Origin of the sequence: Algoriphagus sp. NF, from assembly GCF_028823735.1 — a bacterium.
GTDB lineage: Bacteria > Bacteroidota > Bacteroidia > Cytophagales > Cyclobacteriaceae > Algoriphagus > Algoriphagus marincola.
The window spans coordinates 18,559-44,921 of record NZ_JAPEIB010000005.1 but is presented as its reverse complement, the minus strand read 5'-3'; the positions used below and the strand labels follow the sequence as shown (position 1 = coordinate 44,921).

Genomic DNA, 26,363 nt, shown 5'->3' with positions numbered 1-26,363 from the left:
AACCCAATGGAAATGATGACTAAAAAATCGGTCAGTGATTGTTTTTGAGGACTTGCTTCACTAAATTTTGAAAAGCAAAATTGTTTAGAATATGAAAAAGTTACTATGGTCTCTAGTTTTTTCTGTCATACTAGTCTCCTGCAGCCCCAGTGCTGCACCTCCTGTACTCACTGAAGTTTCTACACCCGGCTATCATCCAGGGAGGGTAGTTTGGTACACCTTGGCTTCCCCCAATCCGGAAGTAGCCAAAAACTTCTATGAATCGGTTTTCGGCTGGACCACGACTCCCTATGGGGATAATAATCGAGAACTTTGGGTCTTTCAAAAAGATCAAAAGCCAGTAGCACTCATGGCCCGCTATAAAAGCGACAACAACTCCGGAGAATGGATAGGAAGTATCTCAGCAGAAGATGTGGAGCAGGCAAGTTCCGAAGCCAAATCCCTCGGCGCTTCCATTCTAGCCAAACCCGTAGCTGTAGCCAATCAGGGGATGATTTCCTATGTTCAAGATCCTCAAGGGGCGCATTTCTCCTTGATTCGAATGGCAGGAGGAGACCCCGAACCTAATCTTGCTTCCCTAGACAGTTTTTTGGGTATGGAGCTTTGGTCCAACGATACAGAACAATCCCAAAAATTCTACACCGATATCCTTGACTATGAGATTGAAATGCGCCAGGAGGGAGATGTAGATTATACGGTATTCAAGAAGAATAACCTCAACTGCCTTGGAATGCTACAAACCCCGGTAGAAAATGTGCGTAGTCACTGGCTTCCTTATATCAGGGTAGCAGATGTAAATGCTGCCTTGGCTAAGGCCAAAGAGCATGGAGCGACCGTATTGCTAGAACCGAGTTCTGATATCCGAAACGGCTCGGTAGCCATTATTCTTGATCCTACCGGAGCCCCATTAGCCCTTCAAGTCTACAATCCTTAAACATTCCCAAAATGAAAAAGCGCATCATCAGTTTACTGCTTATACTTGGACTATCTCTCTTTTTGCCCGCCTGTGCCAATATGCATATGACAGGAGGTGTGGGGCTCAACTTCAGCGGAGGCCCTTATGGCATGCGTGTCACCCCTTCAGTCAATGTGGGGATGTATGGGGGAGGCTATCGCTGGTAAGTAAGATTAGGATAAAAGGATATTTATGGCGTCTATCCCTCGGATTTGGGTGGATAATGGAGTGTTTATGGCGTGACAAAATAGTTAAAGCGCATATTAGAATATGAATCCGTACAAAAGCATTTGGCTTAACCCTGGAGTTACTTTTGAAGAATTAGCAAGTAGAGAAAAACAGCCTTTATTGGTGCTGCCAATAATAGGAAACGGATTAATCTTCGGGTTAGACACATTTCCAGATATAGCCTCTATTTTTGATGAGGGAGAAAGGATTTTGGCTTTCTTTTTAGCATTGCCTTTAGGAATTGGATTATCTTTTATGATGCTTGGCTTAGTTATTCCAGGACTTATTAAATTTTGTGGCAAAATTTGGAAAGGAGAATCCACTTTAAGAAAAATGGTAAATGTTTGCTCCCTTTCGTTTTTCCCATTGAGTATTATCCTAATCTATCAAATTTCAATTTTTATTTTCGGTGCAGAACCTAAATTAGAAAATGTAAATCATGGGATAATTTATTTGTTCTGGCTTTGGTCATTTGGTCTCCTAATTATTGGAGTAGCTAAAATTCAAAAATTTAAGCATGGCATAGCTTTGTTAAATATTCTGGTAAGTTATTTACCGATTTTAATTATTGGCTTGTTGAGGAATTGAAACGAGGCAAAAGCAGAACAATATGAATACGAAAAGCTGGAAAGGAATCAAAGTAACCGAACGCAGGGATAAATTAGAAATGGATTTTGAGTCTTTCAAAATAGGTTTGCTATTAAAAAAAGTAAGAGAAGATAAAAATCTAACTCAGGAGCAATTAGTGGAATTAGTAGATAAAAAGAGAACTTATATTCCAAGAGTAGAAAACAATGGTAGTAATCTGACACAGAAAACTCTTTACAAAATAGTTGAAAAGGGATTGGGCAGGAAGGTAAAAACCTCCATTGAAATCTGAAAAGAGAAAAACGCGCTGTAATCTTGTAGGGGACTTCCCATCTTTTAAGGTTACGAGGTGGGCCTAGCTCATGGCTCAAACAGTCTCACACCACTCCCGCAGGTGCCGGATTCAATCCCGATAAACCGGAACAAGTCTTGGCAATTCAAAACAATCATTAGCTAATTAAAGCATTGATTAATACCACTTAGATCATTAAAAAGCCAAATGAACAAATCAGTTGACAACTATTTTATCGAAGGCTGCGGACGCTGTCCCTTAGGAGGAAGTCCTGACTGTAAGGTTAATGCTTGGACCTCGGAACTGGCACTTCTACGAGAAATGGTTCTCAGCTGCGGCTTGACCGAAGAGTCCAAATGGGGAGTTCCTTGCTATACTTTTCAGGACAAAAACATCCTAATCGTCAGTGCTTTTAAAGACTATTGCTGCATCAGTTTTTTCAAAGGGTCGCTGCTAAAGGACGATAAAAAGCTATTGGTAAAACCTGGGCCTAATTCCCAAGCAGGAAGACTAGCCAAGTTTACAACTATCCAAGATATTATCGGCATAGAAAAAGACTTAAAGGCCTACATCTACGAAGCTATTGAAGTCGAAAATGCGGGACTGAAGGTTCCTATGAAAAAGAACCCTGAGCCAATTCCCGAGGAATTTGAAGCAGAGTTGGAACGAGACCCAGTTTTGAAAACTGCTTTTGAAGCATTGACCCCGGGAAGGCAGCGTGGCTATATTATTTATTTTTCCCAGCCCAAGCAATCCAAAACCAGAATAGCCCGAATAGAAAAATGTGAGCCCATGATCTTGTCTGGAATAGGTCTCCATGACAAGTACAAATCCATGAAAAAATCCGGAAATACCGTAAAAAAGCCTGGATAATTCTACTTTTTAAAAGGCTCCACGAATAAATCAAAATTTAATATAGATGAGTAGACCAAACTTTGAAGACATTAAATCCGGTGAGGAATTCAATAATTGGTATTGGTTAAAGGAAGAAATGGTCGCCATTTGCAAAAAGACCGGATTACCTCATACCGGTAGAAAATTTGACCTTCGAGACAGAATCATGTACGCCTTGGACCAGCCAGGCAAAGTGAAGCCTGTGCCCAAAAAGCAAAAGACAAAGTCAAGCTTTAACTGGGTAAAAGAGAGCTTAACCTTAGAGACAAAAATAACGGATAATGTATCCTTCGGCCCGAATTTCAGAGCATTTATGAAAAGTCAGCTAGGCGATAAATTTTCATGCCATAGCGACTTCATGGATTGGATGAAGTCTAATGTAGGAAAGACTCTCCAAGATGCGATCGAACAGTATAGGCTTTTTGAAATTAGGAAAAAGGATCCCAGCTTCAAACGAAGCATTGCTGAAAGCAACATGTACAATCAATACACCCGGGATTTTATGAAAGATAATCCAAATGAAAGTCTTAAAAATTTACGGAGGTGCTGGATGCTTAAGAAGCAACTACCAACCAAAGATGGTTTGGTAAGGTATGAGCGATCGGATTTAGAATTATAAAGAATAACCTCTTCATTGAATTCTTAGGAGAGCTAATAGTTATTGGATACTATTGAAAATCTATCTTTGTGCACTGGGAATATTTAGTAAGTAAAGACAAGAGAGGAGACTTTTAAGTTTAGACCAATAAAATAAATCTGAAAGTAGATGGTCTTATCTTAGAAATTCATTAAGACCAGCGTTTTCTATGATCGAAATCATTGACCTGAGCCAAGAAATCTATGAAGGAATGCCTGTCTTCAAAGATCTTCCTTCCGTGAAAATGAGTATTCATAATTCGCACGAGGAATGGAATGGAGAAAAAAATCCTACTGCGCGGACGCCAGCTGTTCACAAACTTGAGCTCGGAGAGCATACAGGCACTCATGTGGACGCCATCAATCACATGGCCATTGAGCACAAGGGAAAGTCGATTGATAAGATGCCCTTATCCATGTTTTATACAGAGGGAATCTGTCTAGATTTTTCGCATAAAGGACTCCGGGAGTTAATCGAAAAAGATGAAATAACAGAAGCATGCGGCAAAGCTGAAGTAGAGATAAAAGGAGGTGATACGGTTCTGCTATATACAGATCACTTTCGAAAGCATTTCGGATCCGAAAATTGGAAAAACGGTCCAGGAGTCTCCACCGAATGTGCAAGATGGCTAGGAGAAAGGGGAATAGCGGCATTTGGGGTGGAAACCATGTCACCGGGTGTATCGGGTGTCTCCAATCGAGAGGTTCATAATATCTGCGGAGAGCTGAACTTTACTCATTACGAAAATATGATCAACCTACATCAACTAATCGGTAGGGGTAGATTTCGATTTGTGGGCTTGCCATTGAAAATCCGTGGGGGAACTGGATCTCCGGTCAGAGCAGTAGCAATTTTTGACTAGGGAAACCCCTGCCACCATTAAACTGATAAAATTGATTTTTTCCATCCTGTGAAACTTTTACAATAAAGAAAAACTTCCTTCACGACTACTTTACATTGGAAATACATCTTGCTCGATGAATTTTCGAATCAAGCACTTTCTCACTTGGATTTTTCTGCTTCAATCGACCTATTCAATGGGTCAACAGAATCAATCAGATCTTGCCGAGATAAAAATACTAGCCGAAAAAGATCCCAAAGAAGCCTTCCAAAGACTTCAGAATCTTGAAAGACACCTATACAAAAATACTGAAGGAGAAGCCCTTTTTTTAGAAGGTCAACTATTGATGGAATTCGGCCTGTATAATGAGGCCGCAGGTAAACTCTATGAAGCAGAGGAGCTTTTTAAGAACGAAAATTGTACCAGCTGCCTGGCAAATCTTTACAATCAGCTTGGTAAGCTTTATTACAAGACAAAAAGCCCTACAGAAGCCCTACAGCTACACCATCAAGCACTTGGGCTTTTTGAGGAAATGGGTGATTTAAAAGGAATAGCCCACTCCAAAGGCTTGATAGGTTCAATGTTTGAAAAAATGGAAGATTACTCTCAAGCCTTGGCTTTTCAAAATGAGGCAGTGCAGTTGAGTAAGGAAATGAATGATTCGAGTGAACTGAGCATTCTTTTCGAAAACATCGGAAGCATTTATGAGGACTTGGAGGAATATGATTCCGCAGAGTACTATTTCCAATTAGCCTTTGAACTCAATAATGCAATAGGAAGTATCCTTCATATGCCCGGAAACATTAATAACCTGGGGGATACAAGAAGAAAAACCAATCGAGCGGCGGAATCCATCCCATACTATGAGGAAGCCTTAAGAATAAGTCAGGTGATTGGAAACACCTATTTAGAACGAAGTGCTACAGTGGATTTGGGGAAAGCCTATGCGGATCTAGGAGAATTTGAAAAGGCTTATCAGTTGTTTTCAGAAGCTCGAGAACTTAGTGAAAATATTTTTTCTGAGGAAGCCGCAAGGCAGCTAGCATCACAGGAATTTCAATATGAAATCAAGCAAAAACAGCTAGAAATAGCACAATTAGAAAACACCCACATCTTTGAGTCTCGAGTACGCTGGCTTTTAGTCAGTTTGATCGTAACGCTCCTGGGATTAGGATGGGTACTGATATCAAAGCAACGACTGAAAATAAGTGGGACGAGAAATACCCTCAAAAAGCAAGAAGAGCTCATAGAGATCAAAGAGCGACTGCTGCAAACCGAAAAAGAAAACATCAACCTCTTGGAGGCTAGAATGTCAGCTGAGGTTGCAGCCCAACAAAAAGCTCTGACTGCACAGACACTTCATGTAATTGAAAAAAACCAGATGCTCAAAGAGATCCAATCCAAACTGGAGGATATCCTTCAGCGGGATTTAAAGGAGCAGAAGAAAAGGCTAAGAAACCTGATCAAACAAATTGCTTTCAATTTGGGACAGGATCAGGACTGGGAAGAGTTCAAACACACGTTTGAAAATGTGCATCAGGATTTCATAAAAAACCTCAAAACTGAAAACCCCGACCTCACACCTGGGGACATCAAACTAGCCTGCTTGATGAAGATGAACTTGAGTAGCAGAGAAATCGCAGCAACCCTCGGAATATCCATGGAAAGCTTACGAATATCACGATATAGACTCCGAAAGCGACTACAGCTATCCGAGAGCAAAGAGCTACATCAATACCTCCACTGTTTATGATTTAAGATTTATTAATCTTGAGGTAACATAATATATAATATTGAATTTCAATACTTTACATTATTTTTTCTAGATTCTGTTTCGGTTTTGTTAACGCTTTTTTCCCGGTCTGTTACATTCATTCTTAACCTTTAATTTCCTTTTTCGGGACTTTTCATATCTAATCTTGCATGGTCAAAACAATTATAAACCATGCACAAAAAACTCAATTATTTTCTTTCAATTTTTACACTTACAGGACTTGCCTCCTGCCAAGAATCCTCTGTGCAAAAGGGGGGCTTACCCGACGAAAAAGTCGAACTAATCAGTCCCCTACACATCAGTGATTCGGTCCTTCATGATACCGATGACCCAGCTATTTGGATTAATAAATCCAATACAAGCCAAAGCCTAATCATTGGAACTGACAAAGACTCAATCGGAGCTTTATATGTATTTGACTTGACAGGAAAGACTATCGATAGTCTCGTCCGAAGAGATATTCAGCGTCCCAACAATGTGGACATTGGCTATGGATTGATTCATGGACAGGATACCATCGACTTTGCCGTAACAGGCGAAAGATTGACATCGAAAATCCGCTTTTTCTCCCTACCTGAGATGAAGGAATTAAATCCAGGAGGACTGGAAGTATATCAAGGTGAAACAGGAGAGGATTATCGGGATTTGATGGGAATAGCCCTTTATCAAAGCCCCAAATCAGGAAAAACCTACGTCATCGCAGGGAGAAAAAATGGACCTACAGACGGCACATATCTCTGGCAATATGAAGTGAAAAGCCAATACGGAAACCTCTCTCTGGAATTAGTGAGAAAGTTCGGGAATTTTTCAGGAAACAAAGAAATCGAAGCCATAGCGGTAGACAATGAGCTTGGCTACATCTATTATTCAGATGAGGGTACAGGGGTAAGAAAGTACTACGCCGAACCCGATATGGGAAATGAGGAGCTTGCACTATTTGCCACTGAAGGTTTCACCGATGATCATGAGGGAATTTCCATCTATAAAACCTCTGAAACCGAAGGCTATTTGCTTGTATCGGATCAAGGGGCAAATCTTTTCCATGTCTTTCCCAGAGAAGGCAGCCAATCCAACCCACACCAGCACTCCCTGATTACCACACTTCCATTGAGTACACTTTCGAGTGATGGGAATGAGGTCACATCAGCGGATCTAGGCGGGGAATTTTCTGAAGGACTTTTTGTGGCTATGTCCGACGATAAGACATTCCAAATCTACTCTTGGAAACAACTCAAAAAACATATTAACCAAAACCAATAATCAATTATGAACAAACAGCTACGTGTAGTTACTTCCTTGTTGCTTTTTTTCCTTTTGATGGGAAATTCATGGGCACAAGGAGTGTTGAAAGGGCGAGTGATCGATGCTGAAAATCTATCACTTCCCGGTGCTAATGTCCTTTTGAAAGGAACCAATTACGGTACAATCACCGATCAGAAAGGGGATTTCTACTTTGCCAATCTTCCTGCGGGACCTTATGAAGTCACTGTCTCTTACCTAGGGTATGGTCAACTGACAAAAAATGTGGAAATCAGAGATGGACAAACTTCGACTCTAAATTTCAAAATGGATGAATCAGAACTGGAAGCTGCAGAATTCATCGTTTTTGGAGATCGGTTAAAAGGCCAGGCAAAGGCTTTGACTCAGCAAAAAAATAATGCTAACATCACCAATATTGTTTCTTCTGATCAAATAGGACGCTTCCCTGACGCAAACGTAGGAGATGCACTCAAGCGAATCCCGGGAATCACGATGCAGAATGACCAAGGTGAGGCCCGAAATATCATTATCCGCGGAATGGCTCCACAACTCAATTCTGTGACGCTGAACGGAGAGAGAATTCCTTCTGCTGAAGGCGACAACCGAAATATTCAGATGGACTTGATCCCTTCTGATATGATTCAAACCATCGAAGTAAATAAAGCTGTTCTTCCCAATATGGATGCCGATGCAATCGGAGGTTCCGTAAACTTGGTCACCCGTCAGGCTCCAAACAGTTTGAGGGTTTCAGGAACTGCCGCAAGTGGCATCAACCTACTCTCTAATAAGCCGATCTGGACTGGAGCAGTCATTCTAGGAGACCGCTTCTTGAATGATAAATTGGGTGTTATTTTCTCCGGATCATACAACAACCACAACTTTGGATCAGACAATGTGGAAGCTGTGTGGTATGATTCTGACAATGGAGTTGTATTGGAAGAATTTGATATTCGAGAGTATCGGGTACAGCGGGTGCGCCGATCTGCAACCCTCGCTCTAGATTATGAAATTGCACCAAACCATACCCTGTTTCTTTCGGGAATGTACAATCACCGCGACGATTGGGAAAATCGATTTAGAATGCGAGTAAGTAGATTGGATGATTCCTTTGACGATGGGGATTTCACTCAGATTAGCCCGAATGTTTACGAAACAACCGGAAGGGTAGAATTCCAAACCAAAGGTGGTTTAGATAATGGAAGAATAAAAGCCGCTAGATTAGAAGATCAGCGGGTTTACAATATCACCGGTGGTGGTAAGCATTTGTTCAATAAATTACAGATGGATTGGAATCTGACCTATGCCAAGGCATCTGAAGAGCGTCCCAATGAACGCTATGCATCCTATCGCTCCTCGGGACAAGATGTCCGAGTAGATCTAAGCAATCCAAGATTTCCCTTAGCGATACTACGCAATCCTGCTGACAACTTGGGAATCGGATTCAATGGACTATCTGAACAATATGGCTATACCTTTGATCAAGATCTAAATGGTAGATTGGACTTTAAGCTTCCTTACTCTGATAAGGGAATACTTCAGTTTGGTTTAAGGTATCGTGGCAAGAAGAAGGAACGAGACAATAACTTCTTCGAATACGAGCCACTCGATGAGGATGCCTTTGGAGCAACCCTCGGAGCTGTTCCCAATATTGACTATTCCGACCCCAATTACCTTGCAGGCTCACAGTATGCAGTGGGTAGATTCATGGACCCTAAATTTCTAGGAGGGCTTGACCTCACCAATGGCGGACTATTTGAGGAATCAGATGTGCTGGAAGAATATGCTCCCGGAAACTACAATGCTACCGAAAACATCACTGCTGCCTATGTCATGGCAGATCATCAGTTGAATAGTAAGCTATCTGCCATTGCTGGTTTACGAATCGAGCACACGGCAATTGATTACACTGGAAATATTTTCGATATCGACAATGAGACTATCGCTCCTGTTTCTGGAGATCAGAGCTACACAAATTTCCTACCGGGTCTACACTTCAAATATGACCCTACAGGCAATACAGTCATTCGTCTAGCTTGGACCAATACCATCGCAAGACCGAATTACTTTGACCTGGTCCCGTATGCAGCCTTTAGTATAGAAGATGAGGAACTAGAAAGAGGTAATCCAAACCTCAAAGCAGCTACTGCGATGAATTTTGATTTGATGGCAGAGCAATATTATGAAAATCTAGGTTTGCTCTCTTTTGGAGGTTTTTATAAGGATATCGATAATTTCGTTTATACGATTACTACTCAGGGCTTCTCAGACCCGCAATTTGGTGAAGACCTTCAATATTCAAGACCAGAGAATGGGGGTACAGCATCAGTGTATGGTTTAGAGGCTTCATTTCAGCGACAGTTTTTCAAAAATTTCGGACTATACCTGAATTACACTTTCACCCAATCCTCGACTACAGGAATTGAGGATCGAGAAAACGAAGATCTTCAACTGCCAGGTACTGCTGAACATATGTTCAACGCCTCGCTTTCCTATGAAAATAAGCGATTGGTTGTTCGTCTGTCATTGAACTATGCTTCAGATTACCTAGATGAGCTAGGTGGAGAAGGATTTGAGGATAGATTCTACGATGAACAGACATTCCTTGATGTCAATGCTTCCTATGCAATCACTCCAAAATGGAGGATCTTTGCCGAAGGAAATAATCTGACCAATCAACCGCTTCGCTACTATCAGGGAATTCAGGCGAGAACCATGCAGGCAGAATATTACAATGCCCGATTCAACTTTGGATTGAAATTCGACCTTTTTGAGTAATTAACAGGTAATAATCAAAATAGGCTGCCCTTGTCAAATGGCAGCCTATTTCTTTTTCAATACGGAGAGCCTTGATACTCGTTCACTTATTTATTAATCCAACTTTCTCAAATATTTGAAAAACTCCGAATCGGTGGACAACACAATACTGGTGCTTCCATCCATGGATTTTTCGAAGCTTTCCATCGTTCTCAAAAACTTATAAAGTTCAATGGATTGACGGTTTTTATTGTATGCTGATGCATAAATCGCAGTTGCCTCGGCATCTGCCCGACCTTTGATCTCCTCAGCTTCTCGGAATGCCTCCGACTGAATCTGAGCCAAGTCCCGTTCCTTATTTCCCTCAATGACCCGGGCACGGCCCTGACCTTCCGAACGGAACTGATCGGCGATTCTGTTTCGCTCAGAAATCATCCGATCATAAACCCGATCCCGAACATCGTCCACATAATTCATTCGCTTAAATCGGAAATCAAGAATACGAACCCCCAAATCGGCTGTTCGCTCATTAGCCTTCTCTAAAACAATCCGTTCTATCTCATCTCGTCCTACCGAGATATCTTGGAGCACCTCAATCTCCTCCATGAAATCCTCGGTGATCTCCGGTTCTCGATTGGTAGACCGGACAATATCCAGCAAGTCATGGCTAGCAATGGCATTTCGAGTTTCGCCATCTAGAATGTCATCCAGTCGTGACTGGGCAGATCGCTCGTCGCGAAGACGGATGAAAAACTGCAGGGGATTCGTAATCTCCCAACGCGCATAGGTATCAATGAAGATGAATTTCTTATCCTTGGTAGGCACCTGATTCTTGTCTCCATCCCACTCCAAGTATCGTTTGTCGAAAAACTGCACCTTATGAAGGAAAGGAATCTTAAAATTCACTCCTGGATCGGTCCGAGGCTCACCCACGGGCTTACCGAATTGAGTGACAATGGCCTGCTGGGTTTCATCCAAAATAAAATAACTATTGAATAGCAAAATGGTAAAAATCGCCACGGTTACGATGCTTATTATTCTTTTTCGATTCATTGCTGCGGAGTTTTTACTTTATCAATATTCAAGAGAGGCAACACATTGTTTCCTTTTTCATCCACAATGATTTTGTTACCGATTTTCGGAAGAATACTCTCCATCGTTTCGAGGTAGATTCGCTGCTTGGTGACTTCGGGAGCCTTTACATATTCCGAATACAAGGAATTGAAACGCTCCGCTTCTCCTTTGGCCCGATTGACACGATTTAGGGCGAAAGCCTCAGCTAATTGGATCGTCTCTTCAGCTTCACCCCGAGCTCTTGGAATTACTCGGTTGTACTCAGCTTCAGCCTGATTAATGAGCGTTTCCCGCTCTTGCTGCGCTTGGTTTACTGCGTTGAAGGAAGGCTTGACTGGTTCCGGAGGATTCACATCTTGCAAAACAACCTGGTCGATTCGAATTCCATTCTCATACTCGTCGCACATTTCCTGAAGTCGAACCTCCACACTGGAAGCCACCTCTTGACGTCCGACTGTTAGCACCTCATTGACGGTCCGATCACCTACTACTTTTCGCATAACTGACTCAGACATATCGCGAAGCGTCTTTTCTGCATTCCTTACTTTAAATAGAAACTTGTAGGAATCAGTGATTCGATACTGCACCACCCACTCCACATCAGTCAAATTAAGGTCACCTGTGAGCATCATACTTTCATCTCCATAGCCAGACTTGGTATATTCAGACTCACGACCTGCACGGGTGGTTCTAAAACCAAACTCCTGCTTGAGCTGTCTCTGAACCGGGATTTTATACATTCGCTCGATTCCGAAGGGCAGCATAAAGTTCAGCCCAGGCTGCACGGTACGATTGTACTCCCCAAGCTGAATGACCACTCCCTCTTCTTCAGGACCCACGGTCCGAATACTCGAGAATAGTCCAATTAGTAGTACTACCCCAATCAGAATTTTACTGAGGTACTTCCGAATCCAGTCCGGATTGATATTGATTTGATAATTTCTGTCTTCCATATTTCTTGTTTACATCTTTTACTACGGATTCCTCAAGGAGAGGGATTGGAATAATCGTCTTAGTATCAAGATTACAATAAAAAAGGCTATGATTAAAGATTTAACCCTAAACTTTCCGCTGTCAAGTTTTTTAATATTCAGAAATAACTGATGTAAAACCTACAACTATATATGGTAAAATACGACAAATAGCGTATGGTAAATCGGGAGTCATTAATCTTTCTTTATCCTATCAATTAAAGGAATTTTATACCTCCCAAACAAATGAAAAAATTAAGCTTCTTATTATTCGCGCTGGCCTTCCTGGTAGGAAAGGCTTGGACGCAGACAGCTCCCACCTTTAAGTATACAATCGGTGGGAAAATCGAAAAAATGACCCTGACAGATGCAGGTGTATTGCTGGTAAATGGCAGTAACGGATTGGCTGGGATTAAACCTGGTGCAAGTAGTCCACACTTCAATTTTGCGGAGTATGGAAAGATCAAAGAAGAAGAGATGGAACTGGTTCCGATGAGTCCTTATGTTGTATTGACTCAGGGCGGAAAATCTCAAATTCCAGGAACAATCTTTGCCAACTCTAAGCGAACCGTGATCGATGTGATCACCGGAGAAAAAGTCTTCGTAACCGAAGAAAATGGATGGAAGCAAATTGCGCAGCTGAAGATTTTTATCCCTGAAAACAAACTGGTTGTAGTAGGCAATCGAGAGAAAAGTGAAGGGGAAGTTTTGGCTGTGGGCATCTATGATTTGGCTACAGGTAAGCAGGATGGCTTTGCCAATCTGGACCCAAATGCCGGCAAAGTGCGAAGTGGTGCAGCAATTCCCATGAGTTCAGGTGCCCCATTCCTACTCAATGATCAAGTGTTTGTTCCAACGACAAAAGGTGTGGTATCCGCCAATGTCAAAGAAGGTGGAATCATCTGGCAAAATGAAATTAAGAATATCACCAGCATGGTGGCAGATAAAACAGGAAATGAAATCTACGGATTTGAGGAACGGTCCAATGGGGACACCCGAATCCATAAATTCGGAAAAGACGGTCAGGAGCTATGGGATGACGAGCGGAAAATCAAAGGTTCTGTGACCCGTTTTCAGATTCTTCCTAATGGCTTGGCGGTAGTTAGCGATGTATTCAAAGGCGGAAGCAGCCTTGTAAGTCAAATTGGTGGTAGTGGAGAATCAAAAATTGCCTTCCTCGATGCCGCAACCGGAGAGGATCTCTGGGAAAAAGCTCCTAAAACCAAAGGCTATGTGCAGCATTTTTATGTCATGGAGGATGGAATATTATTTGGTTTGGCAGAAGGAGGAATCAACAAAATCAAGTTTGATGGCACACCGCTCTTTAAAAAGCCAATTGATACCGGAGCAAATATTCACACCATGGCCACCACCCCACAAGGAATGATCTACATCACCGATACCGATGCAAATATCATCGACCTAAATACGGGTGATGCCAAATGGAAAAAGGGTATTCAATACAAGAAAGCAACTTCAGTGACCAGTGCTTATGACCAAGCGAATGGACGATATCTGATCAGTACGGGTGAGGAGATTTTGGCAATAGATGAAAATACAGGAGACCTCAGCACACTGGCTAAGTTGAAATTTGAAGGTAAAGAAAGTCCCAACACCATGGGGATGCGATCTTCTGGCTTGTATTTGGCTTCGGATCAAAATATGATGCTACTTGATGTCGATGGTCAGGAAAATTACCATGTATTCCATAAGGCCCCCGGCCAAAGTACATTTGCAAAAGTTGCTCTGGGTGCATTGACTGTAGCCTCAGCAACAGTGGCGGCAGCGGCAGCGTCCCAATCCACCTATTCCTACTACATCGGGGAATACAGCAGTGCAGAGGCCCAGCGTGCCAATAGAAATGCAGCAGCTGCAGAAAGCTTCTCCAATATTGCTTCTGTTTCCTACGGAGAGATGACCAAGCGATTTAAAGCTACTATGGCAACTGCCAACGACCAGTTTATCCTTACCGATCTGAGTGATGGTGTAGGATTAGTCAAGGTAAATAAGGATACCGGAAATACTGAAAAAGAGATTGTTCTTAAGGATAAAAAGCCTGTTTACGAAGTCGATGATATCGAAGGCTTCCTCTACTACCTATCAGGAAGTGGCGAAATCAGTGCTTTTGATTTAAAGAATTAAACAATAGCTTGAAAAGCGAAAGCCCCTGCAAAATCTACTTGCAGGGGCTTTTTTGATTTTTAAGTCTATCTTAAGTCGGAAAAAAACTTAATCACCAAAAGAGAATTCTCCTCTATCAAAAATATCGAAGCTCAGTGAAACGTAGAAAATATTTGCTTGAAGATTTTCGTAAGGCCTAACAGCTTGGCCCATTTCAGAGATGGTAAAATCCTGATTGAAAAATCCGGTTGGATAGTATTTAAACTTAATACTGGTACCATTGGAAAGGCTAATTCCTGCGAAAACAGAACTTTGAAAGAGGTTCACTCGATCGCTAAACCAAACGTTGAATTTATCCGTCTTTCGCTCGTCTACAAAGGTTTTTTCTTTGTAATTGAAGGCCATTTCTAGTTCATAGCCCAAAAAGACAAAGGTTTTATCCAAATTCCCAAATTTCAAACCTAGTGGAACTCCTAGGTTGTAGGTTCTAAATTTCTTACGGATGGAAGGGCTCTCGTCATAGATAAAACCCACATTTCTCAGATTCACTCCGGTAAACCACCCAAAGTTTTGACTTCTGTCGAAGTTGAGAAAATTCTGAAGGTTGATCACAGGAGACCATCGTACGACATTATTTTGTCCCTCAACGTTTCCAGTAGAAAAAATCCATTCCCCTCCTGAACTCCAATACTTGCTGGGATAGGCGGGTTCGGAATCTTGGGCTTGCAAAAAAGATGTGGAAAGAAATAATACTAGTGCAAAGGAGATAAAATATTTCATGGTTGAGGTTTTTGATGATTTGAAAATTAACCAAGAATTTTAAATATGGTTCTAATCAATCAATTAAATCACAAATTTATTTATTTAAAAATTGAAATATTACCATAAACTCCACTAGGAAACGCTTTCTAGAGGAGATGTAATAGGCTGACCAAGAAATGATCTTTGTTGCCTTGAGTAGAGCAAACCGGAGTTAAATAGAAATCTTGGCTTGACTTGGCTTGGCCCAAACTCTGCATGGAAAAATCCCACCCTCCTTTAAGAATGAATCTTAAAAAAACAAGAACCTGAGCCTGCCTGAAAAAAGCTCCAGACAAACTCAGGAAATTCTACTACAAATCCTTTCACTTTCTAAGCGATCAAAACTTCAACCCTAAGTAAATATTGGGCTCAAAGAGGAAATAGTTTTTCCATTGATCATCCAACTGCTTGAAGCCATCGGGCGTATTTGTATCAAATACCCAAAACTGGGAATGAACCTGAGGCTCCACAAAGAATCGCTTTTTCTTGCCAAATGCCAAATGATAGCCAAGGTGGAAGGAATTATAGAGTTTAAATCCGTTCCCTATTTTTTCACCCTCCTCATCCAAATAGGTTTTGAACTGTGGTAGAACTTCCACGGTGGCAAAGAGACCTTTCCAGAGCATTCGCTGGTAGCTAAATCCAATTCCCGTTTCCCGCACATGCCCGGGATAAAACTCTGTCTCTGACTCCACCTTATCGAGTAGCCCATCCCACCAAAGAATCCCCATTGGTTGAAATAAACGCCAAGTGGCAAACTTCAACCCGATGATGTTTTTATTATCAAGATTTCGCTTGACGTGAAGCTCGATATGTTGGGTGTTGGTTCGGTCATCCCATGATTTGGTAAAAAACTGGGGCACAGTGATTCCGGGAGTACTGATCCTGTATTTGTAGTCTACCGCCTTTTCTCTCCCCTTCGGAAAATTGTTTTGGCCAAAGGCATTTAGTGAGGCCATTGTAAGGATTACGATGAATAGCTTTTTCATTTTTTTGTGTTTAAGTAAGACTTGTGTTTGTTTCAAATTGATAGGACAAATTTTGCCTACAGGGCAAGGTCAATCGTCCCAAAATGTAATTGCGGACGTTTTGGTGAGAATCGGGACTTTGAAAAAATGTGGATTTAAGGAATGGTTTTACAGGACGAAATGTCCTTCATGAATAAAAAAACATATGATTATTCCCTAAACATTGGTTTTTTAACTCTTTTCTTTTGCCAAAAAACTTCAGGAAGTTTTATCTTGAAAGCTGTTCAAATTTAATTCTCATTATCAAGGTATTTTTTTGGTGCCTTTTTCAATTGGATGAATCAACGCTCCATTGCTGTACTTCCCTTTGACAACCTCAGTTCTGACCCGGAAAACGAATATTTTTCAGACGGAATGGCCGAGGAAATCATCAACGCCCTGAGCAAAATCCAAAGCTTAAAAGTCATTGCCCGAACTTCCTCCTTTGCTTTCAAAGGGCAGAAAATAGATGTTCGGATCATTGGTAATAAACTCGGAGTTTCATCAGTCATCGAGGGCAGCATTCGAAAAGCTGGAAGCCGGGTTCGGATCGCTGTCCAACTCATCCGAACGGACAACGGGTTCCATATTTGGTCCGAAACCTTTGACCGGACACTCGAGGATATTTTCGATTTGCAGGATGAAATTAGTTTATTGGTCGCAGATCGAATTCGGGAGAATTTTGGGCACTTGGAAATAGAGGACAGCCTTGTGTCCAGCAAAACGACCAATCCTGAAGCCTATGACCTTTTTCTGAAAGGTAGTCATCACTTTAAGCGAAAAGATTTGGCCGATGTCAAAGAAGCTTTGGTCTTGTTTACCAAGGCGACCGAATTGGACCCTGACTTTCATGAAGCCTTTGCCTACATCGGGGAAACCTACTTGCATCATGCAGGATTCAATCTGATTTCAGCCAAGGAGGGCTTTCAGAAATCGAGGGAATATGCCCAAAAAGCTCTTGTTATCAATCCCAAGGACATGCGTGCCCATAAAGTTATGGCTTACGTTCATCTTTTTCATGATTGGGACTGGGGAGCTGCTATCAACTCCTACAATCAGGCAGTTGCGGCCGGGCTGAATAATGAGATCGACTTCATCACTAACTACTATATTTTCATCCAAAAGGACTATGACTTAGCCATTGCCATTGCCAAGGAAAATCAATCCCGGGATCCCCTCCACATCATCAGCTACTGGTGGCTGGGACTTTGCTATTACCTCTCTGGTAGATTTGAGGAAGCTCTTCCTGCCTTTGAAGAAAGCCTGCGGATTGACCCAAACTTCAGTGAGGCTCTTCGTTGGAAAGGCTTGGTTTTAGGCTATTTGGGGAGATTTGAGGAAGCCTTTCAAACCCTTGATAGAGCCGTTGACCTGACCAACGGAGAGGGATTGGTCAAACTAGACCTGATGACTGTCAAAGTACTGAGCGGAGAGACGGAAGGGGTCCTTGAGGAACTCGAAAACAGTCATTACATCGACCCCTGTGACCCTGCAGCTTTGTACAGCCTGATGAACCGACCCGATGAGGCAATACACTTTCTGAAGAAAGGATTGGAAGAGAAATCAAGCATGATGGTCAGCCTGAAATATTGGTGGGTTTGGGATAATATCCGGGAAGACGAGCGCTTTCAGGAAATCTACGATCAGATGAATTTCCAAGACCACAAAGCCCACCGTCAGCATCACTCCAATCAGCAGCTTATCATCGCCCAAAACAGTCAGATGTCCGAGGAGGAATGTGAGCATTTTCTTCAAAGCCTTCGGGAAAAAATTGCCTTGGAAGAAGTGGTGACCGACACCAACCTAACTTTAAGATCTTTGGCAGAACAAATTGAGCTGCACCCCAACAAACTTTCCTGGCTGATTAATATGAAATTGGGTCAAAACTTCAATGACTATATCAATTCCCATCGCTTGGCGATTTTCAAGCAAAAAGTAACCAATAAGGCGAATGCCCACATCACGCTTTTAGGCTTGGCCTATGAAAGTGGATTTACTTCCAAATCGGTATTCAATGACTTTTTCAAAAAATCCACCGGGCTAACACCCAAGGCTTGGGTGAAAGCTCACAGAAATTGATTTTTATGGAAAAACCGGAAAGATTCAGCACTTATCAAAAGTTAGTGATCCTGGGTCTCTCCTGTTTACTTTTCACCGTGGTACTGGATTACATGCTCCTTCCGGCCTTGAGTGCTACCTTGCTTGCTGAGCTTCAACTCAGTACGGATGAGTTTGGCCTGATTGCATCAGCCTATGCCTTGAGCGCTGGGATTTCTGCCCTGCTAGCCTCAGGTTATGCGGATCGTTTTGAGCGAAAATCATTTCTGCTGGTATTCTATTCCTGCTTTTTGATCGGCATTGTGATATGTGGCTTATCACCCTCATTCTTCATACTTTTAATTGCCCGAATCATCACCGGGGCCTTTGGAGGCGTAATGGCTTCAATCTGTTTTGCCATGGTAGCCGATTTGTTTTCGCTGTCGCAAAGAGGTCGGGTTATGGGCTGGATTCAAATGGCCTTTGCCGCAAGTCTAGTGATGGGTCTTCCCTTATCCCTGTTTATCGCAAGCTCCTTTTCCTGGCAAATGGCTTATGCGATGATTTTCTGTTTTGGAGTTTTAGCGCTATTGCTGATAACTTTTCTCATTCGTCCATTGTCAAATTCCACCGAGCTCTCACCTCCTTGGAGCCACATTTTTTCCAATTTGAGAAAATCCTCCTACTGGACCGTATACAGCGCGAATATTTTGATTGTGGGTGGAGATGTGATCTTTATGACCTTCAATGCCGCCTTTCTCACCAATAATCTGGGGCTTGAAGAAAGCCAACTTCCCTATGTGTATGGAGCTATTGGAATTACTAGCCTTTTAGCGGCTCCTATTTTTGGAAAACTAGCCGATCGATTTGGGAAATGGTCCATCTTCGCGTTCGGCACCTTGCTTTCCGTAGTAGCGGTGTTGATTTACACGGCGGGAGCAATTCAGGGCTTCGAATGGATTATTTTGGTGCATTCATTTCTATATTTTGGGGTAAACGCCCGAATGGTCTCTTCAACAGCCTTGGCTACGGCAGTCCCGAAAAAGTCTGATCGAGGCGCATTTCTGGCAATTGACTCCTCCGTTCAGCAATTAGCAGGAGGCCTTGCTGCAGCCCTTGCAGGTTGGGTTATTTATCAAGCTGCGGATGGAAGCCTGCTTCATTATCCCCAGATCGGATGGCTGATAACTGTTTTGATGATTTTTTCGGCAGGGTTGGTCTTTTTGGTCGATAGACAGGTCAAAGCAGACTCTAGATTGGAATCAGTTTGAATCGAAAAAGCTTGATGGCAAAAAGTCCGAAATCATATATCCGGACGATTGACATTGCTATTTCCTCCACCTTTGATTCAAACAAAAAACGCAGATTATGACAGGACCAGATAAAAACCAAGCCTTTCCTTTACCGGGTTATGATAGACTTTGTTTTCTCAAGAATGTGATCAAAAACCCTCAAATTCAGGTAGGCGATTACACCTACTACGATGATTTTGAAGACATTCACAATTTTGAGAAAAATGTCAAATATCTTTTCGATTTTGTCGGAGATCAATTGATCATCGGGAAGTTTTGCATGATCGCCTCGGATGTCACCTTCATCATGAACGGCGCCAATCATCTTTCCAAATCCCTTTCCTCCTATCCCTTTGCTATTTTTGGAAAAGGGTGGGAAATAGCCATGGAAGGCAAAAGCTACCCAAACAAAGGTGATACGATCATCGGGAATGATGTGTGGATAGGATATGGAGCGACCATCATGCCGGGAGTTCAAATCGGAGATGGAGCCATTATTGCCAGCAAGGCAGTGGTCACAAGAAATGTAGAGCCCTACACCATCGTGGGAGGCAACCCGGCCCAAGAAATCAAAAAGCGTTTTTCAAAGGAAAAAATCGAGAAATTACTGGCTTTGAAATGGTGGGATTGGCCAATCGAGCGAATCACCGAAAACGTGCAGCACCTCACTGGAGATCAGCTGGAAAGCCTGCTCTGAATCTAGACTAGTCTATTTACTTTTGTTCCAATGCCAAGAGGAAAACGATTTTCCTTTTGGCATTTCTTTTTAAAGAACCCTTCAAAACCTGACTTTTTCCATTTTTCTCACCTTCAAAGTCCGGGATTTCACCAAAACGTCCCGATTCATAATTCAAGACGACTGGCCTTCCCCTACTCACCAAATTTGTCCCAGTCATTAATCAAAACCAAAAATGAAAAACAAAGCAATTACACTGGGAACAGGCATAGGCGTAGCCATCGGCACGCTCATCGGTGTCGCTATAGGCACAGCTATCGGAATCATCGCGCTCGGATTACTGGGAGTGGACTTTGACAAACAAATCACTTTTTGGATCAGCACCGGAATGGCTGTAGGCGGAGGAATCAGCCTGGTCAATTTCATGCTCAGATCTGCAAAAGAGGACTGATTTTACTCCAAAGGGTAAAAGTCCGGGATTTCACCAAAAAGTCCCGATTCATAATTCAAGACGACTGGCCTTTCCCTACTCACCAAATTTGTCCCATCAATTTGAAACAAACACAAGTAAAACTTAAACAACACAAAAAATGAAAAAGCTAATCTTTATCTTCTTCGTCAGCCTGATTACAACTCTGAATATTCAGGCTCAAACCGAAAAACCACTACGCAAAGGCTTCACTGCCGGCGTCTCTTTAAATGGAAGCGTACTGCATTTCACTGAAGGCATGAGTGAGGATCCAACACAAGGCGGCATCTCCCTTCCCAACTTGAAAATGGGTTGGTTTGTATCTCCACGAACAGCCATCTATGTCAATACCGTCGGACAAATCTATGAATCCGAAGGAGTCGACAGGAGCTTTGAAGGCATTATCCCATCCATTCAATATTGGGCTACTGACAAATGGTGGATCAGTGGTGGCTACGGTGCGTCCTTGGATATGCGAGCACTTTACGAATCTGAAGCTGACTCCAAAAAAAGTGAGTGGGGGAAGGGAGTTTTGATCTCCACAGGTTATGAAGTACTGCAGCGTAAAAAGTGGGCCTTAGACATCCAAAGCCGTCTCTACATGGGCCGCGTAACTCGAAGTGAGGGTGGAAATCTAGACGCGACCAATTTCTCCGTTGGAGTGGGTATTACGCTATTTTAAAAGCCGAACCACCAAAATCAGAAGGGAAAAGTTCTGAGTTCTTCAGCTGCTTCCCCTTCTGAGTTTCTCCAACTTTGTTCACCATGAAAACCCGAACTCTTTATATCTTCCTTATAGCCATGTCCTTCTTCCAATTCCTCTTTGCACAAGACATAATCAAAACGGAGAAAAAACTAGATAGCCTTTTCCAAAAAACAGCTGGAAAACAGATGATTCAAAATGCACTCTTCAGAGTAGATTCCGAAGCCTTGGATTTTCAAAAAAGCTGGGCTTATGGGCAATTCAAGAACGGAAAAAAAGTAGAAACCAACAGTCCTTTTCATACTGCCAGCTTGGGTAAAACCTTTACAGCAGTGATCATTGCCCAGCTGGTAGAAGAAGGAAAACTGGACTATGATTTACCCATGTTTCAATTCTTGCCGGACTCAATCACTAATGGCTTGCACGTCTGGGAAGGAAAAGATTGGACTCAGGAGATTACTATCGGGCATCTTTTGCAGCACCGGTCCGGACTTTCGGATTACTTCGAAGATCAGCCTAAAACAGGAAACAACATGTTAGAAGTCGCTTTCGAAAAACCGGATAAGTTTTGGACTCCCCAAGAAATGTTGGACTTCTACAAAGCTGGGTTTCAAGCGCGTTTCGCCCCAGGAACAGATTACCACTACACGGACACAGAATATCTACTGCTCGGACTAATCATCGAAGCATTGGAGCAAAAGCCCCTTCATGAGGTATTTCAGGAACGGATCTTTTGGCCTCTTGGAATGATACACACTTCTATGCATTTACGGTCGCAGCCTTTGGAAGAGTCTGCTACTCATATGACGGAGATTTACTTCGGAAAAGCGGAAGTCTCAAGCATGAAAAGCCTCTCCAGCGATTGGGCAGGAGGTGGTCTCCGAAGCACTACACAAGACATCTCCATCTTTATGAAAGCTCATTTTGAGGGTAAATTGGTCGATACAAAGAGTTTGGGAGGCATGCAAAACTGGACTCCAGCCAGCAAAGGCACCTATTACGGCTACGGCTTAATGCAATGGAGAATCAGAGAGTTATTCCCGCTTTTACCAAATTTGACCCTTATCGGGCATCATGGCTTCACTGGAGCCTTCATGTACTATTGCCCTGAACTTGACACCTATCTCAGCGGCACTTTCAATCAATCTGAATTCCAAAAAGGATCTGTCGAGTTTTTGATCAAGGTATTAATGGAGCTAAAAAAAAACAAAAACTGATTCTCAAACACCCTAATCTAAACCACACTATTATGCAAGGAAAAATAATACTGGCAGGAGCCACCGGTTATTTGGGAAGCTTTATTGCCCAAGAGCTCAAAGACCATGGCCATGACTTTTTGGCTTTCGGACGAAGCGAAGAAAAGCTCAAAAAAATAGGCTTAACTGAAAAGGAATTCCAGGTCCTCGATGTCACAAAGTTGGCTACCTTTCCAAAAATAGAAGAACCGTTAGACACAGTAATTTCCACCGTGGGGATTACTCGCCAAAAAGACGGTTTGAGCTACATGGACGTGGATTATGGCGCCAATCTGAACCTTTTAGAGTTTGCCATGCGTCATCGGGCCAGGAAATTTATCTACGTATCAGTCCTAAACGGTGAGCAAATGCGGCATCTAAAAATTACCGCCGCCAAGGAGCGCTTTGTAGATGCTCTGAAAGACTCTGGCTTGGAGTATAGTATCATAAGACCCAATGGCTTCTTCTCTGATATGAAAGACTTCTTGGCCATGGCCAAGTCAGGCAGGGTTTACCTTTTTGGAGATGGAGAGTACAAGCTGAACCCCATCCATGGATTAGACTTGGCACGAGTGGTCATAGATAGTATTACTTCTCCTCAAGAGGAGATAGAAGCCGGAGGTCCGGACATTTTTACTCAAAATGAAATAGGCCAATTGGCTCTTAAAGCCATGGGAAAGGAAGGGAAGGTCGTTCATTTACCCGATTTTCTCCGAAAAGCAGCACTTGGCATCATGCGGACCTTTACAAGTTCAAAGACCTATGGACCAATTGAGTTCTTTCTGAGTATGATGGCTCAGGACAATGTAGCTCCCCGCCATGGCGTGCATCGCCTGGATGCATTCTTTCGGGAGGAAGGAGATAAAATCCTAGAATAAAGTCAAGAAAACCAAGGATATGGTGAAGATTTCTCAGGACTCGATCCGAATTATTGACCCATCCTCTAGTTCCAATTCGAAAACTCCCTGAGCTAGAAAATCGCGAATCCCCAATACATAATCACAATGACTTGGAAACACCTCTCTTGCTTTCTTCCCATTTATACTTCTAATTTTTTGCCCAAGCTTCAAAGGCAGTTCGGGCGTGGTTCGATCGACTACCCACAGTCCATCCGAACCGATTCCGGGTATAAAATCTAACCCTTCGGGTATTTGGACTTGCTCTCGTGGCAAGAGGGTAATTTCCTTCTTTTGGTAATCCATTAGGATCTCAAAATGCTTCAAAAAGTCTGTTCCAATCAACCCCTTACCCAAACTCGAAAACTCCACAGGGATGCTTTGCTCGAAACCTCCGAAATTGATTTTCACCTTTTTGACAAGGATGGAATCTTGGCTCGATCCAAAAATCCCGGTGGTCGATTGGTCCAAAATTACTTTTTCCACTTCCCCTGGAATCTGATCGGCTAGGGAGAGAGGCAGGACGATCCCCCCATTGTAGCCCAAATCGAAGATCAAACCGCTAACAGTCTGCTCTCCGACTACCATACTAACTTCTGGAATGCCAGTGAGCTTTTCATGGTCAAAGGGAATGCGATACTGAGCTTCCATTCTATCGGGCTGGAATGCCGAATCAGAGAAAGAAAGCATTTGATTCTGAAAATCAACCTTCCAATGGGCCAAGCGAATCAAATTTGACCCTACCAAGCCATGGGGAGCAAGACAAGGACTGCTAGAAGATGCATCATAGTCAAGCTTTCCCGCTGAGAGATTTCTGAAAGGAATCTGACCTAGCATCCATTCCTCTACTCGGGTGATTTCCAATTCCCTTGAAATACCAGCAGCAGTCGAATTATCTCGTGTAGCCAAGGTTGGCATCCCCAAGCTTTCGGCTAAGTCCTTCTCTACCTTGCAGTCAAAGGCTCCCGTATCAAAGATAAACTCACGGTTAGTATCACTTCCATTGAGTTTGGCTTGCACGACAATAATTCCTTTTCTAAGTTCAAATGGGATTTCCTCCAGGTAATTACTTTCTCCTACTTCCCCGTTTTTGAGTAGACGAACTTGCGTCAGGTAATCACAGCTGCACAGGATCAATATTAAAAAGCACCACACTAAATTTTTCATTGTACTTGTTTTGTTTTTTGCTCGAAAGAATGATTGATTTTTTGCTGCCAGTAGATAAGAAGAGGAATACCAATGAGACTCGGTAGTGCAAAGGCAAAAAATGGATCCATGTAGCCATATCTACTCACAGTAGTAGAAATGAAAGCGGTCAAGGTAGCAATATATCCCCCCATCATATTTCCGATATGGGATAGGTACCAATGCCAGGGTTTTTGAGGTTTGAAAATGAAGGATGACAAATTAGTATAGCTAATAGCTAAGCCTCCAAGCCCAAAACCAATGGACAAGAGTGCTCCGCCCGTGAAGAAGCCGTTTTTGAATACATAGAAAATACCCAAACCCAGAAAAAGAAAGTTTGCCAAGGCATTGATGCTTCCTGCTATCCAATCTATCTTTTTAGGTTTTTGACCTCGGTGAAGTTGCTTTAGCTTGAGTGCTCTCACACCCGCAAAGACCGAATAGTAACTTAGGAAAGCGATCAAAAAAAGGAAGCGATTATCACGCTCGACAGCTACCCAAACCCCAGAGACAAATACACCTGTCATAGCGATAAAATAAATCTTCCCTGATACGCGGTGTAGCTTTCCTCCTTTGGAAGCAAGAATAGCGAGCAGCCCCGAAGTCAAGGCAGAAAACCCAAATAGGATATGTAATCCAAGAACGATGCTTTGCAAGTTCATCCACTTTTCTTTTTGATTGAACAGGGGCAAAGATGCTGACAAAAAGAGCTCCAAGATCAATTCAGAAGCCTTTTGGGATGAATTGGAAGAGTTTGTTACGAAAGGGAAAGCGGCAAACCTAGGATTTAAAAAAAGCCAATAAGTCTTGGGACTTACTTCTAGATACAGGCACCCAATCCGGAAAGGACTCCAAGCGTATTTCGTAGTTTCGGGAATTGCCACGTAGTTCTTTTATGCGGTGGCGATTGACCAAAAAGCGTTTGTGAGCATGAAAAAAATCTTCTGCAGGAAGTCGCTCCACATAAGTCTTTAAGGTATTTCGGATAAGTATTTTTCGAAGCTCTCCCTCCTTAGAAAGATGGAAAACTTCCAAATAGTTGCCTTCACTCTGAAAGAGAATTATCTCCTCAGCGGGAAGCTTGGCCAATGGTTTTCCATTTTCATTTTCCAAAACGATCAAATGATTTGACGCAGGAAAGGTCTGGTCCTTTTTAGCTTCACTACTTTCCTTTGGAAAATGTGCAGCCAGGGATTTGATTTTTTTAAGTTGCTTCCGCTGCTCCAGATATTGCTCTGTCAGTACTAAAATAACTACAGGTAAAAAGCTGGCCAAAAGGGTTTTCAATACTACATCTTTGAAAACATCAACTATCGGCTGATCCGAAAACCCAAGACTGACAAATGCAATAAAAACCGACAAGCAAATGAGCAGAAGCACGGTCAAAATCAGCAGAATTTCCTTCCCCAAAGTCCATTTTTCATCTAAGTATTCCTGACTGACTACTACCCTCAAGAGCGTCACAATTCCCCAGATAGAGAAAGCAGCAACAGCCGCAATGGAAGCGGCAAAGCCCCAACGCCAGCTATCTTCCATTTCACCCAGACCGAAAGGCGCGTAAATTCCCAATATTAGAAAAGTCACCAATCCGGGGATCAGCACGCTTTTCCAGTCAAAAATAAAGGGATGAGGCTTAGACCAGAACTTTAGATTCATGATACAACTATAAGAAA

General features: G+C 42.5%; 25 protein-coding genes. 18 read left to right on the top strand and 7 right to left on the bottom strand.

All coding sequences use genetic code 11. The features are described 5' to 3' along the window. Nucleotides 1–91: 91 nt before the first annotated feature. The 10 genes from OU792_RS03455 to OU792_RS03410 all read left to right on the top strand — a co-directional run bounded on the left by OU792_RS03455 (nucleotide 92) and on the right by OU792_RS03410 (nucleotide 10,244). Nucleotides 92–934, top strand: a complete 843-nt coding sequence (locus OU792_RS03455; RefSeq protein ID WP_274669483.1) for a VOC family protein — start codon at nucleotides 92–94, stop codon at nucleotides 932–934. 11 nt (nucleotides 935–945) lie between these two features. Continuing rightward, on the top strand, nucleotides 946–1,122 hold the full coding sequence (locus tag OU792_RS03450) for a hypothetical protein (RefSeq protein ID WP_166669400.1): 177 nt from the start codon (nucleotides 946–948) through the stop codon (nucleotides 1,120–1,122). A 103-nt stretch (nucleotides 1,123–1,225) separates the two neighbouring features. Next, nucleotides 1,226–1,771 carry a Yip1 family protein gene (locus OU792_RS03445; protein ID WP_274669482.1) on the top strand — a complete coding sequence of 182 codons (546 nt, stop codon included), beginning with the start codon at nucleotides 1,226–1,228 and terminating at the stop codon, nucleotides 1,769–1,771. Nucleotides 1,772–1,793: 22 nt separating this feature from the next. Further along, nucleotides 1,794–2,063, top strand: coding sequence for a helix-turn-helix domain-containing protein (locus OU792_RS03440; protein WP_274669481.1), 270 nt, complete (start codon nucleotides 1,794–1,796; stop codon nucleotides 2,061–2,063). Nucleotides 2,064–2,270: 207 nt separating this feature from the next. Further along, nucleotides 2,271–2,936, top strand: a complete 666-nt coding sequence (locus tag OU792_RS03435) for a YdeI/OmpD-associated family protein (protein ID WP_274669480.1) — start codon at nucleotides 2,271–2,273, stop codon at nucleotides 2,934–2,936. A 46-nt stretch (nucleotides 2,937–2,982) separates the two neighbouring features. Continuing rightward, entirely contained in the window at nucleotides 2,983–3,576 is a 594-nt protein-coding gene (locus OU792_RS03430; protein WP_274669479.1) for a DUF6434 domain-containing protein, read from the top strand. Nucleotides 3,577–3,763: 187 nt separating this feature from the next. Further along, nucleotides 3,764–4,456, top strand: a complete 693-nt coding sequence (locus tag OU792_RS03425) for a cyclase family protein (RefSeq protein WP_274669478.1) — start codon at nucleotides 3,764–3,766, stop codon at nucleotides 4,454–4,456. Nucleotides 4,457–4,571: 115 nt separating this feature from the next. After that, nucleotides 4,572–6,188, top strand: a complete 1,617-nt coding sequence (locus OU792_RS03420) for a tetratricopeptide repeat protein (RefSeq protein ID WP_274669477.1) — start codon at nucleotides 4,572–4,574, stop codon at nucleotides 6,186–6,188. 192 nt (nucleotides 6,189–6,380) lie between these two features. Continuing rightward, nucleotides 6,381–7,469, top strand: a complete 1,089-nt coding sequence (locus OU792_RS03415; RefSeq protein WP_274669476.1) for a phytase — start codon at nucleotides 6,381–6,383, stop codon at nucleotides 7,467–7,469. 6 nt (nucleotides 7,470–7,475) lie between these two features. Then, entirely contained in the window at nucleotides 7,476–10,244 is a 2,769-nt protein-coding gene (locus OU792_RS03410) for a TonB-dependent receptor (RefSeq protein ID WP_274669475.1), read from the top strand. Nucleotides 10,245–10,337: 93 nt separating this feature from the next. Here OU792_RS03410 and hflC read toward each other — a convergent pair whose 3' ends face one another. Then, the gene (gene hflC, locus OU792_RS03405) at nucleotides 10,338–11,276 is read right to left on the bottom strand and encodes a protease modulator HflC (protein WP_026945478.1); all 939 of its coding nucleotides are present in this window, start codon (nucleotides 11,274–11,276) and stop codon (nucleotides 10,338–10,340) included. Then, complete coding sequence (gene hflK, locus OU792_RS03400) at nucleotides 11,273–12,250, bottom strand: FtsH protease activity modulator HflK (RefSeq protein ID WP_026945477.1); 978 nt, start codon at nucleotides 12,248–12,250, stop codon at nucleotides 11,273–11,275. Before hflK ends, hflC begins: the two co-directional genes overlap by 4 nt. A 264-nt stretch (nucleotides 12,251–12,514) precedes the next feature. Between hflK and OU792_RS03395 the strand changes: the two genes are divergently transcribed. Beyond that, nucleotides 12,515–14,410: an outer membrane protein assembly factor BamB family protein gene (locus OU792_RS03395; protein ID WP_274669474.1), complete on the top strand. Its 1,896-nt coding sequence runs from the start codon at nucleotides 12,515–12,517 to the stop codon at nucleotides 14,408–14,410. Between the two features lie 87 nt (nucleotides 14,411–14,497). On the opposite strand, the gene OU792_RS03390 is transcribed toward OU792_RS03395, so the two are convergent. After that, nucleotides 14,498–15,169, bottom strand: coding sequence for a hypothetical protein (locus OU792_RS03390; protein WP_026945476.1), 672 nt, complete (start codon nucleotides 15,167–15,169; stop codon nucleotides 14,498–14,500). 359 nt (nucleotides 15,170–15,528) lie between these two features. Beyond that, nucleotides 15,529–16,179 (bottom strand): hypothetical protein, encoded by a 651-nt coding sequence (locus tag OU792_RS03385; RefSeq protein WP_134201886.1) that lies wholly within the window; start codon nucleotides 16,177–16,179, stop codon nucleotides 15,529–15,531. A gap of 315 nt (nucleotides 16,180–16,494) precedes the next feature. Here OU792_RS03385 and OU792_RS03380 point away from each other — a divergent pair, with 315 nt between their 5' ends. The 7 genes from OU792_RS03380 to OU792_RS03350 all read left to right on the top strand — a co-directional run bounded on the left by OU792_RS03380 (nucleotide 16,495) and on the right by OU792_RS03350 (nucleotide 23,487). After that, on the top strand, nucleotides 16,495–18,276 hold the full coding sequence (locus tag OU792_RS03380; RefSeq protein WP_274669473.1) for a tetratricopeptide repeat protein: 1,782 nt from the start codon (nucleotides 16,495–16,497) through the stop codon (nucleotides 18,274–18,276). Nucleotides 18,277–18,281: 5 nt separating this feature from the next. Beyond that, nucleotides 18,282–19,505 (top strand): MFS transporter, encoded by a 1,224-nt coding sequence (locus OU792_RS03375; RefSeq protein ID WP_274669472.1) that lies wholly within the window; start codon nucleotides 18,282–18,284, stop codon nucleotides 19,503–19,505. Nucleotides 19,506–19,602: 97 nt separating this feature from the next. Beyond that, complete coding sequence (locus OU792_RS03370) at nucleotides 19,603–20,223, top strand: CatB-related O-acetyltransferase (RefSeq protein ID WP_274669471.1); 621 nt, start codon at nucleotides 19,603–19,605, stop codon at nucleotides 20,221–20,223. Nucleotides 20,224–20,437: 214 nt separating this feature from the next. Next, complete coding sequence (locus OU792_RS03365) at nucleotides 20,438–20,653, top strand: hypothetical protein (protein WP_274669470.1); 216 nt, start codon at nucleotides 20,438–20,440, stop codon at nucleotides 20,651–20,653. A gap of 139 nt (nucleotides 20,654–20,792) precedes the next feature. Continuing rightward, complete coding sequence (locus OU792_RS03360; RefSeq protein ID WP_274669469.1) at nucleotides 20,793–21,353, top strand: hypothetical protein; 561 nt, start codon at nucleotides 20,793–20,795, stop codon at nucleotides 21,351–21,353. An 83-nt stretch (nucleotides 21,354–21,436) separates the two neighbouring features. Next, nucleotides 21,437–22,591 (top strand): serine hydrolase domain-containing protein, encoded by a 1,155-nt coding sequence (locus OU792_RS03355; RefSeq protein ID WP_274669468.1) that lies wholly within the window; start codon nucleotides 21,437–21,439, stop codon nucleotides 22,589–22,591. 32 nt (nucleotides 22,592–22,623) lie between these two features. After that, nucleotides 22,624–23,487, top strand: coding sequence for an SDR family oxidoreductase (locus OU792_RS03350; protein WP_274669467.1), 864 nt, complete (start codon nucleotides 22,624–22,626; stop codon nucleotides 23,485–23,487). A 33-nt stretch (nucleotides 23,488–23,520) separates the two neighbouring features. Here OU792_RS03350 and OU792_RS03345 read toward each other — a convergent pair whose 3' ends face one another. The 3 genes from OU792_RS03345 to OU792_RS03335 form a co-directional block, all read right to left on the bottom strand. Beyond that, nucleotides 23,521–24,672 (bottom strand): aspartyl protease family protein, encoded by a 1,152-nt coding sequence (locus OU792_RS03345; RefSeq protein ID WP_274669466.1) that lies wholly within the window; start codon nucleotides 24,670–24,672, stop codon nucleotides 23,521–23,523. Next, nucleotides 24,669–25,352, bottom strand: coding sequence for a hypothetical protein (locus OU792_RS03340; RefSeq protein ID WP_134201895.1), 684 nt, complete (start codon nucleotides 25,350–25,352; stop codon nucleotides 24,669–24,671). The genes OU792_RS03345 and OU792_RS03340 overlap by 4 nt, the downstream gene beginning before the upstream one ends. A 118-nt stretch (nucleotides 25,353–25,470) precedes the next feature. Further along, on the bottom strand, nucleotides 25,471–26,346 hold the full coding sequence (locus OU792_RS03335; protein ID WP_274669465.1) for a LytR/AlgR family response regulator transcription factor: 876 nt from the start codon (nucleotides 26,344–26,346) through the stop codon (nucleotides 25,471–25,473). Nucleotides 26,347–26,363 lie beyond the last annotated feature (17 nt).

What these genes read in the sequence shown, in the direction of transcription:
- OU792_RS03440 (WP_274669481.1), top strand. Translation starts at nt 1,794, where the DNA reads ATGAATACGAAAAGCTGGAAAGGAATCAAAGTAACCGAACGCAGGGAT.
- OU792_RS03365 (WP_274669470.1), top strand. Translation starts at nt 20,438, where the DNA reads ATGAAAAACAAAGCAATTACACTGGGAACAGGCATAGGCGTAGCCATC.
- OU792_RS03435 (WP_274669480.1), top strand. Translation starts at nt 2,271, where the DNA reads ATGAACAAATCAGTTGACAACTATTTTATCGAAGGCTGCGGACGCTGT.
- OU792_RS03415 (WP_274669476.1), top strand. Translation starts at nt 6,381, where the DNA reads ATGCACAAAAAACTCAATTATTTTCTTTCAATTTTTACACTTACAGGA.
- OU792_RS03425 (WP_274669478.1), top strand. Translation starts at nt 3,764, where the DNA reads ATGATCGAAATCATTGACCTGAGCCAAGAAATCTATGAAGGAATGCCT.
- OU792_RS03450 (WP_166669400.1), top strand. Translation starts at nt 946, where the DNA reads ATGAAAAAGCGCATCATCAGTTTACTGCTTATACTTGGACTATCTCTC.
- OU792_RS03345 (WP_274669466.1), bottom strand. Translation starts at nt 24,672, where the DNA reads ATGAAAAATTTAGTGTGGTGCTTTTTAATATTGATCCTGTGCAGCTGT.
- OU792_RS03375 (WP_274669472.1), top strand. Translation starts at nt 18,282, where the DNA reads ATGGAAAAACCGGAAAGATTCAGCACTTATCAAAAGTTAGTGATCCTG.
- OU792_RS03390 (WP_026945476.1), bottom strand. Translation starts at nt 15,169, where the DNA reads ATGAAATATTTTATCTCCTTTGCACTAGTATTATTTCTTTCCACATCT.
- OU792_RS03455 (WP_274669483.1), top strand. Translation starts at nt 92, where the DNA reads ATGAAAAAGTTACTATGGTCTCTAGTTTTTTCTGTCATACTAGTCTCC.
- OU792_RS03340 (WP_134201895.1), bottom strand. Translation starts at nt 25,352, where the DNA reads ATGAACTTGCAAAGCATCGTTCTTGGATTACATATCCTATTTGGGTTT.
- OU792_RS03385 (WP_134201886.1), bottom strand. Translation starts at nt 16,179, where the DNA reads ATGAAAAAGCTATTCATCGTAATCCTTACAATGGCCTCACTAAATGCC.
- OU792_RS03410 (WP_274669475.1), top strand. Translation starts at nt 7,476, where the DNA reads ATGAACAAACAGCTACGTGTAGTTACTTCCTTGTTGCTTTTTTTCCTT.
- OU792_RS03360 (WP_274669469.1), top strand. Translation starts at nt 20,793, where the DNA reads ATGAAAAAGCTAATCTTTATCTTCTTCGTCAGCCTGATTACAACTCTG.
- OU792_RS03370 (WP_274669471.1), top strand. Translation starts at nt 19,603, where the DNA reads ATGACAGGACCAGATAAAAACCAAGCCTTTCCTTTACCGGGTTATGAT.
- hflC (WP_026945478.1), bottom strand. Translation starts at nt 11,276, where the DNA reads ATGAATCGAAAAAGAATAATAAGCATCGTAACCGTGGCGATTTTTACC.
- OU792_RS03380 (WP_274669473.1), top strand. Translation starts at nt 16,495, where the DNA reads ATGAATCAACGCTCCATTGCTGTACTTCCCTTTGACAACCTCAGTTCT.
- OU792_RS03350 (WP_274669467.1), top strand. Translation starts at nt 22,624, where the DNA reads ATGCAAGGAAAAATAATACTGGCAGGAGCCACCGGTTATTTGGGAAGC.
- OU792_RS03355 (WP_274669468.1), top strand. Translation starts at nt 21,437, where the DNA reads ATGAAAACCCGAACTCTTTATATCTTCCTTATAGCCATGTCCTTCTTC.
- hflK (WP_026945477.1), bottom strand. Translation starts at nt 12,250, where the DNA reads ATGGAAGACAGAAATTATCAAATCAATATCAATCCGGACTGGATTCGG.
- OU792_RS03430 (WP_274669479.1), top strand. Translation starts at nt 2,983, where the DNA reads ATGAGTAGACCAAACTTTGAAGACATTAAATCCGGTGAGGAATTCAAT.
- OU792_RS03420 (WP_274669477.1), top strand. Translation starts at nt 4,572, where the DNA reads ATGAATTTTCGAATCAAGCACTTTCTCACTTGGATTTTTCTGCTTCAA.
- OU792_RS03335 (WP_274669465.1), bottom strand. Translation starts at nt 26,346, where the DNA reads ATGAATCTAAAGTTCTGGTCTAAGCCTCATCCCTTTATTTTTGACTGG.
- OU792_RS03395 (WP_274669474.1), top strand. Translation starts at nt 12,515, where the DNA reads ATGAAAAAATTAAGCTTCTTATTATTCGCGCTGGCCTTCCTGGTAGGA.
- OU792_RS03445 (WP_274669482.1), top strand. Translation starts at nt 1,226, where the DNA reads ATGAATCCGTACAAAAGCATTTGGCTTAACCCTGGAGTTACTTTTGAA.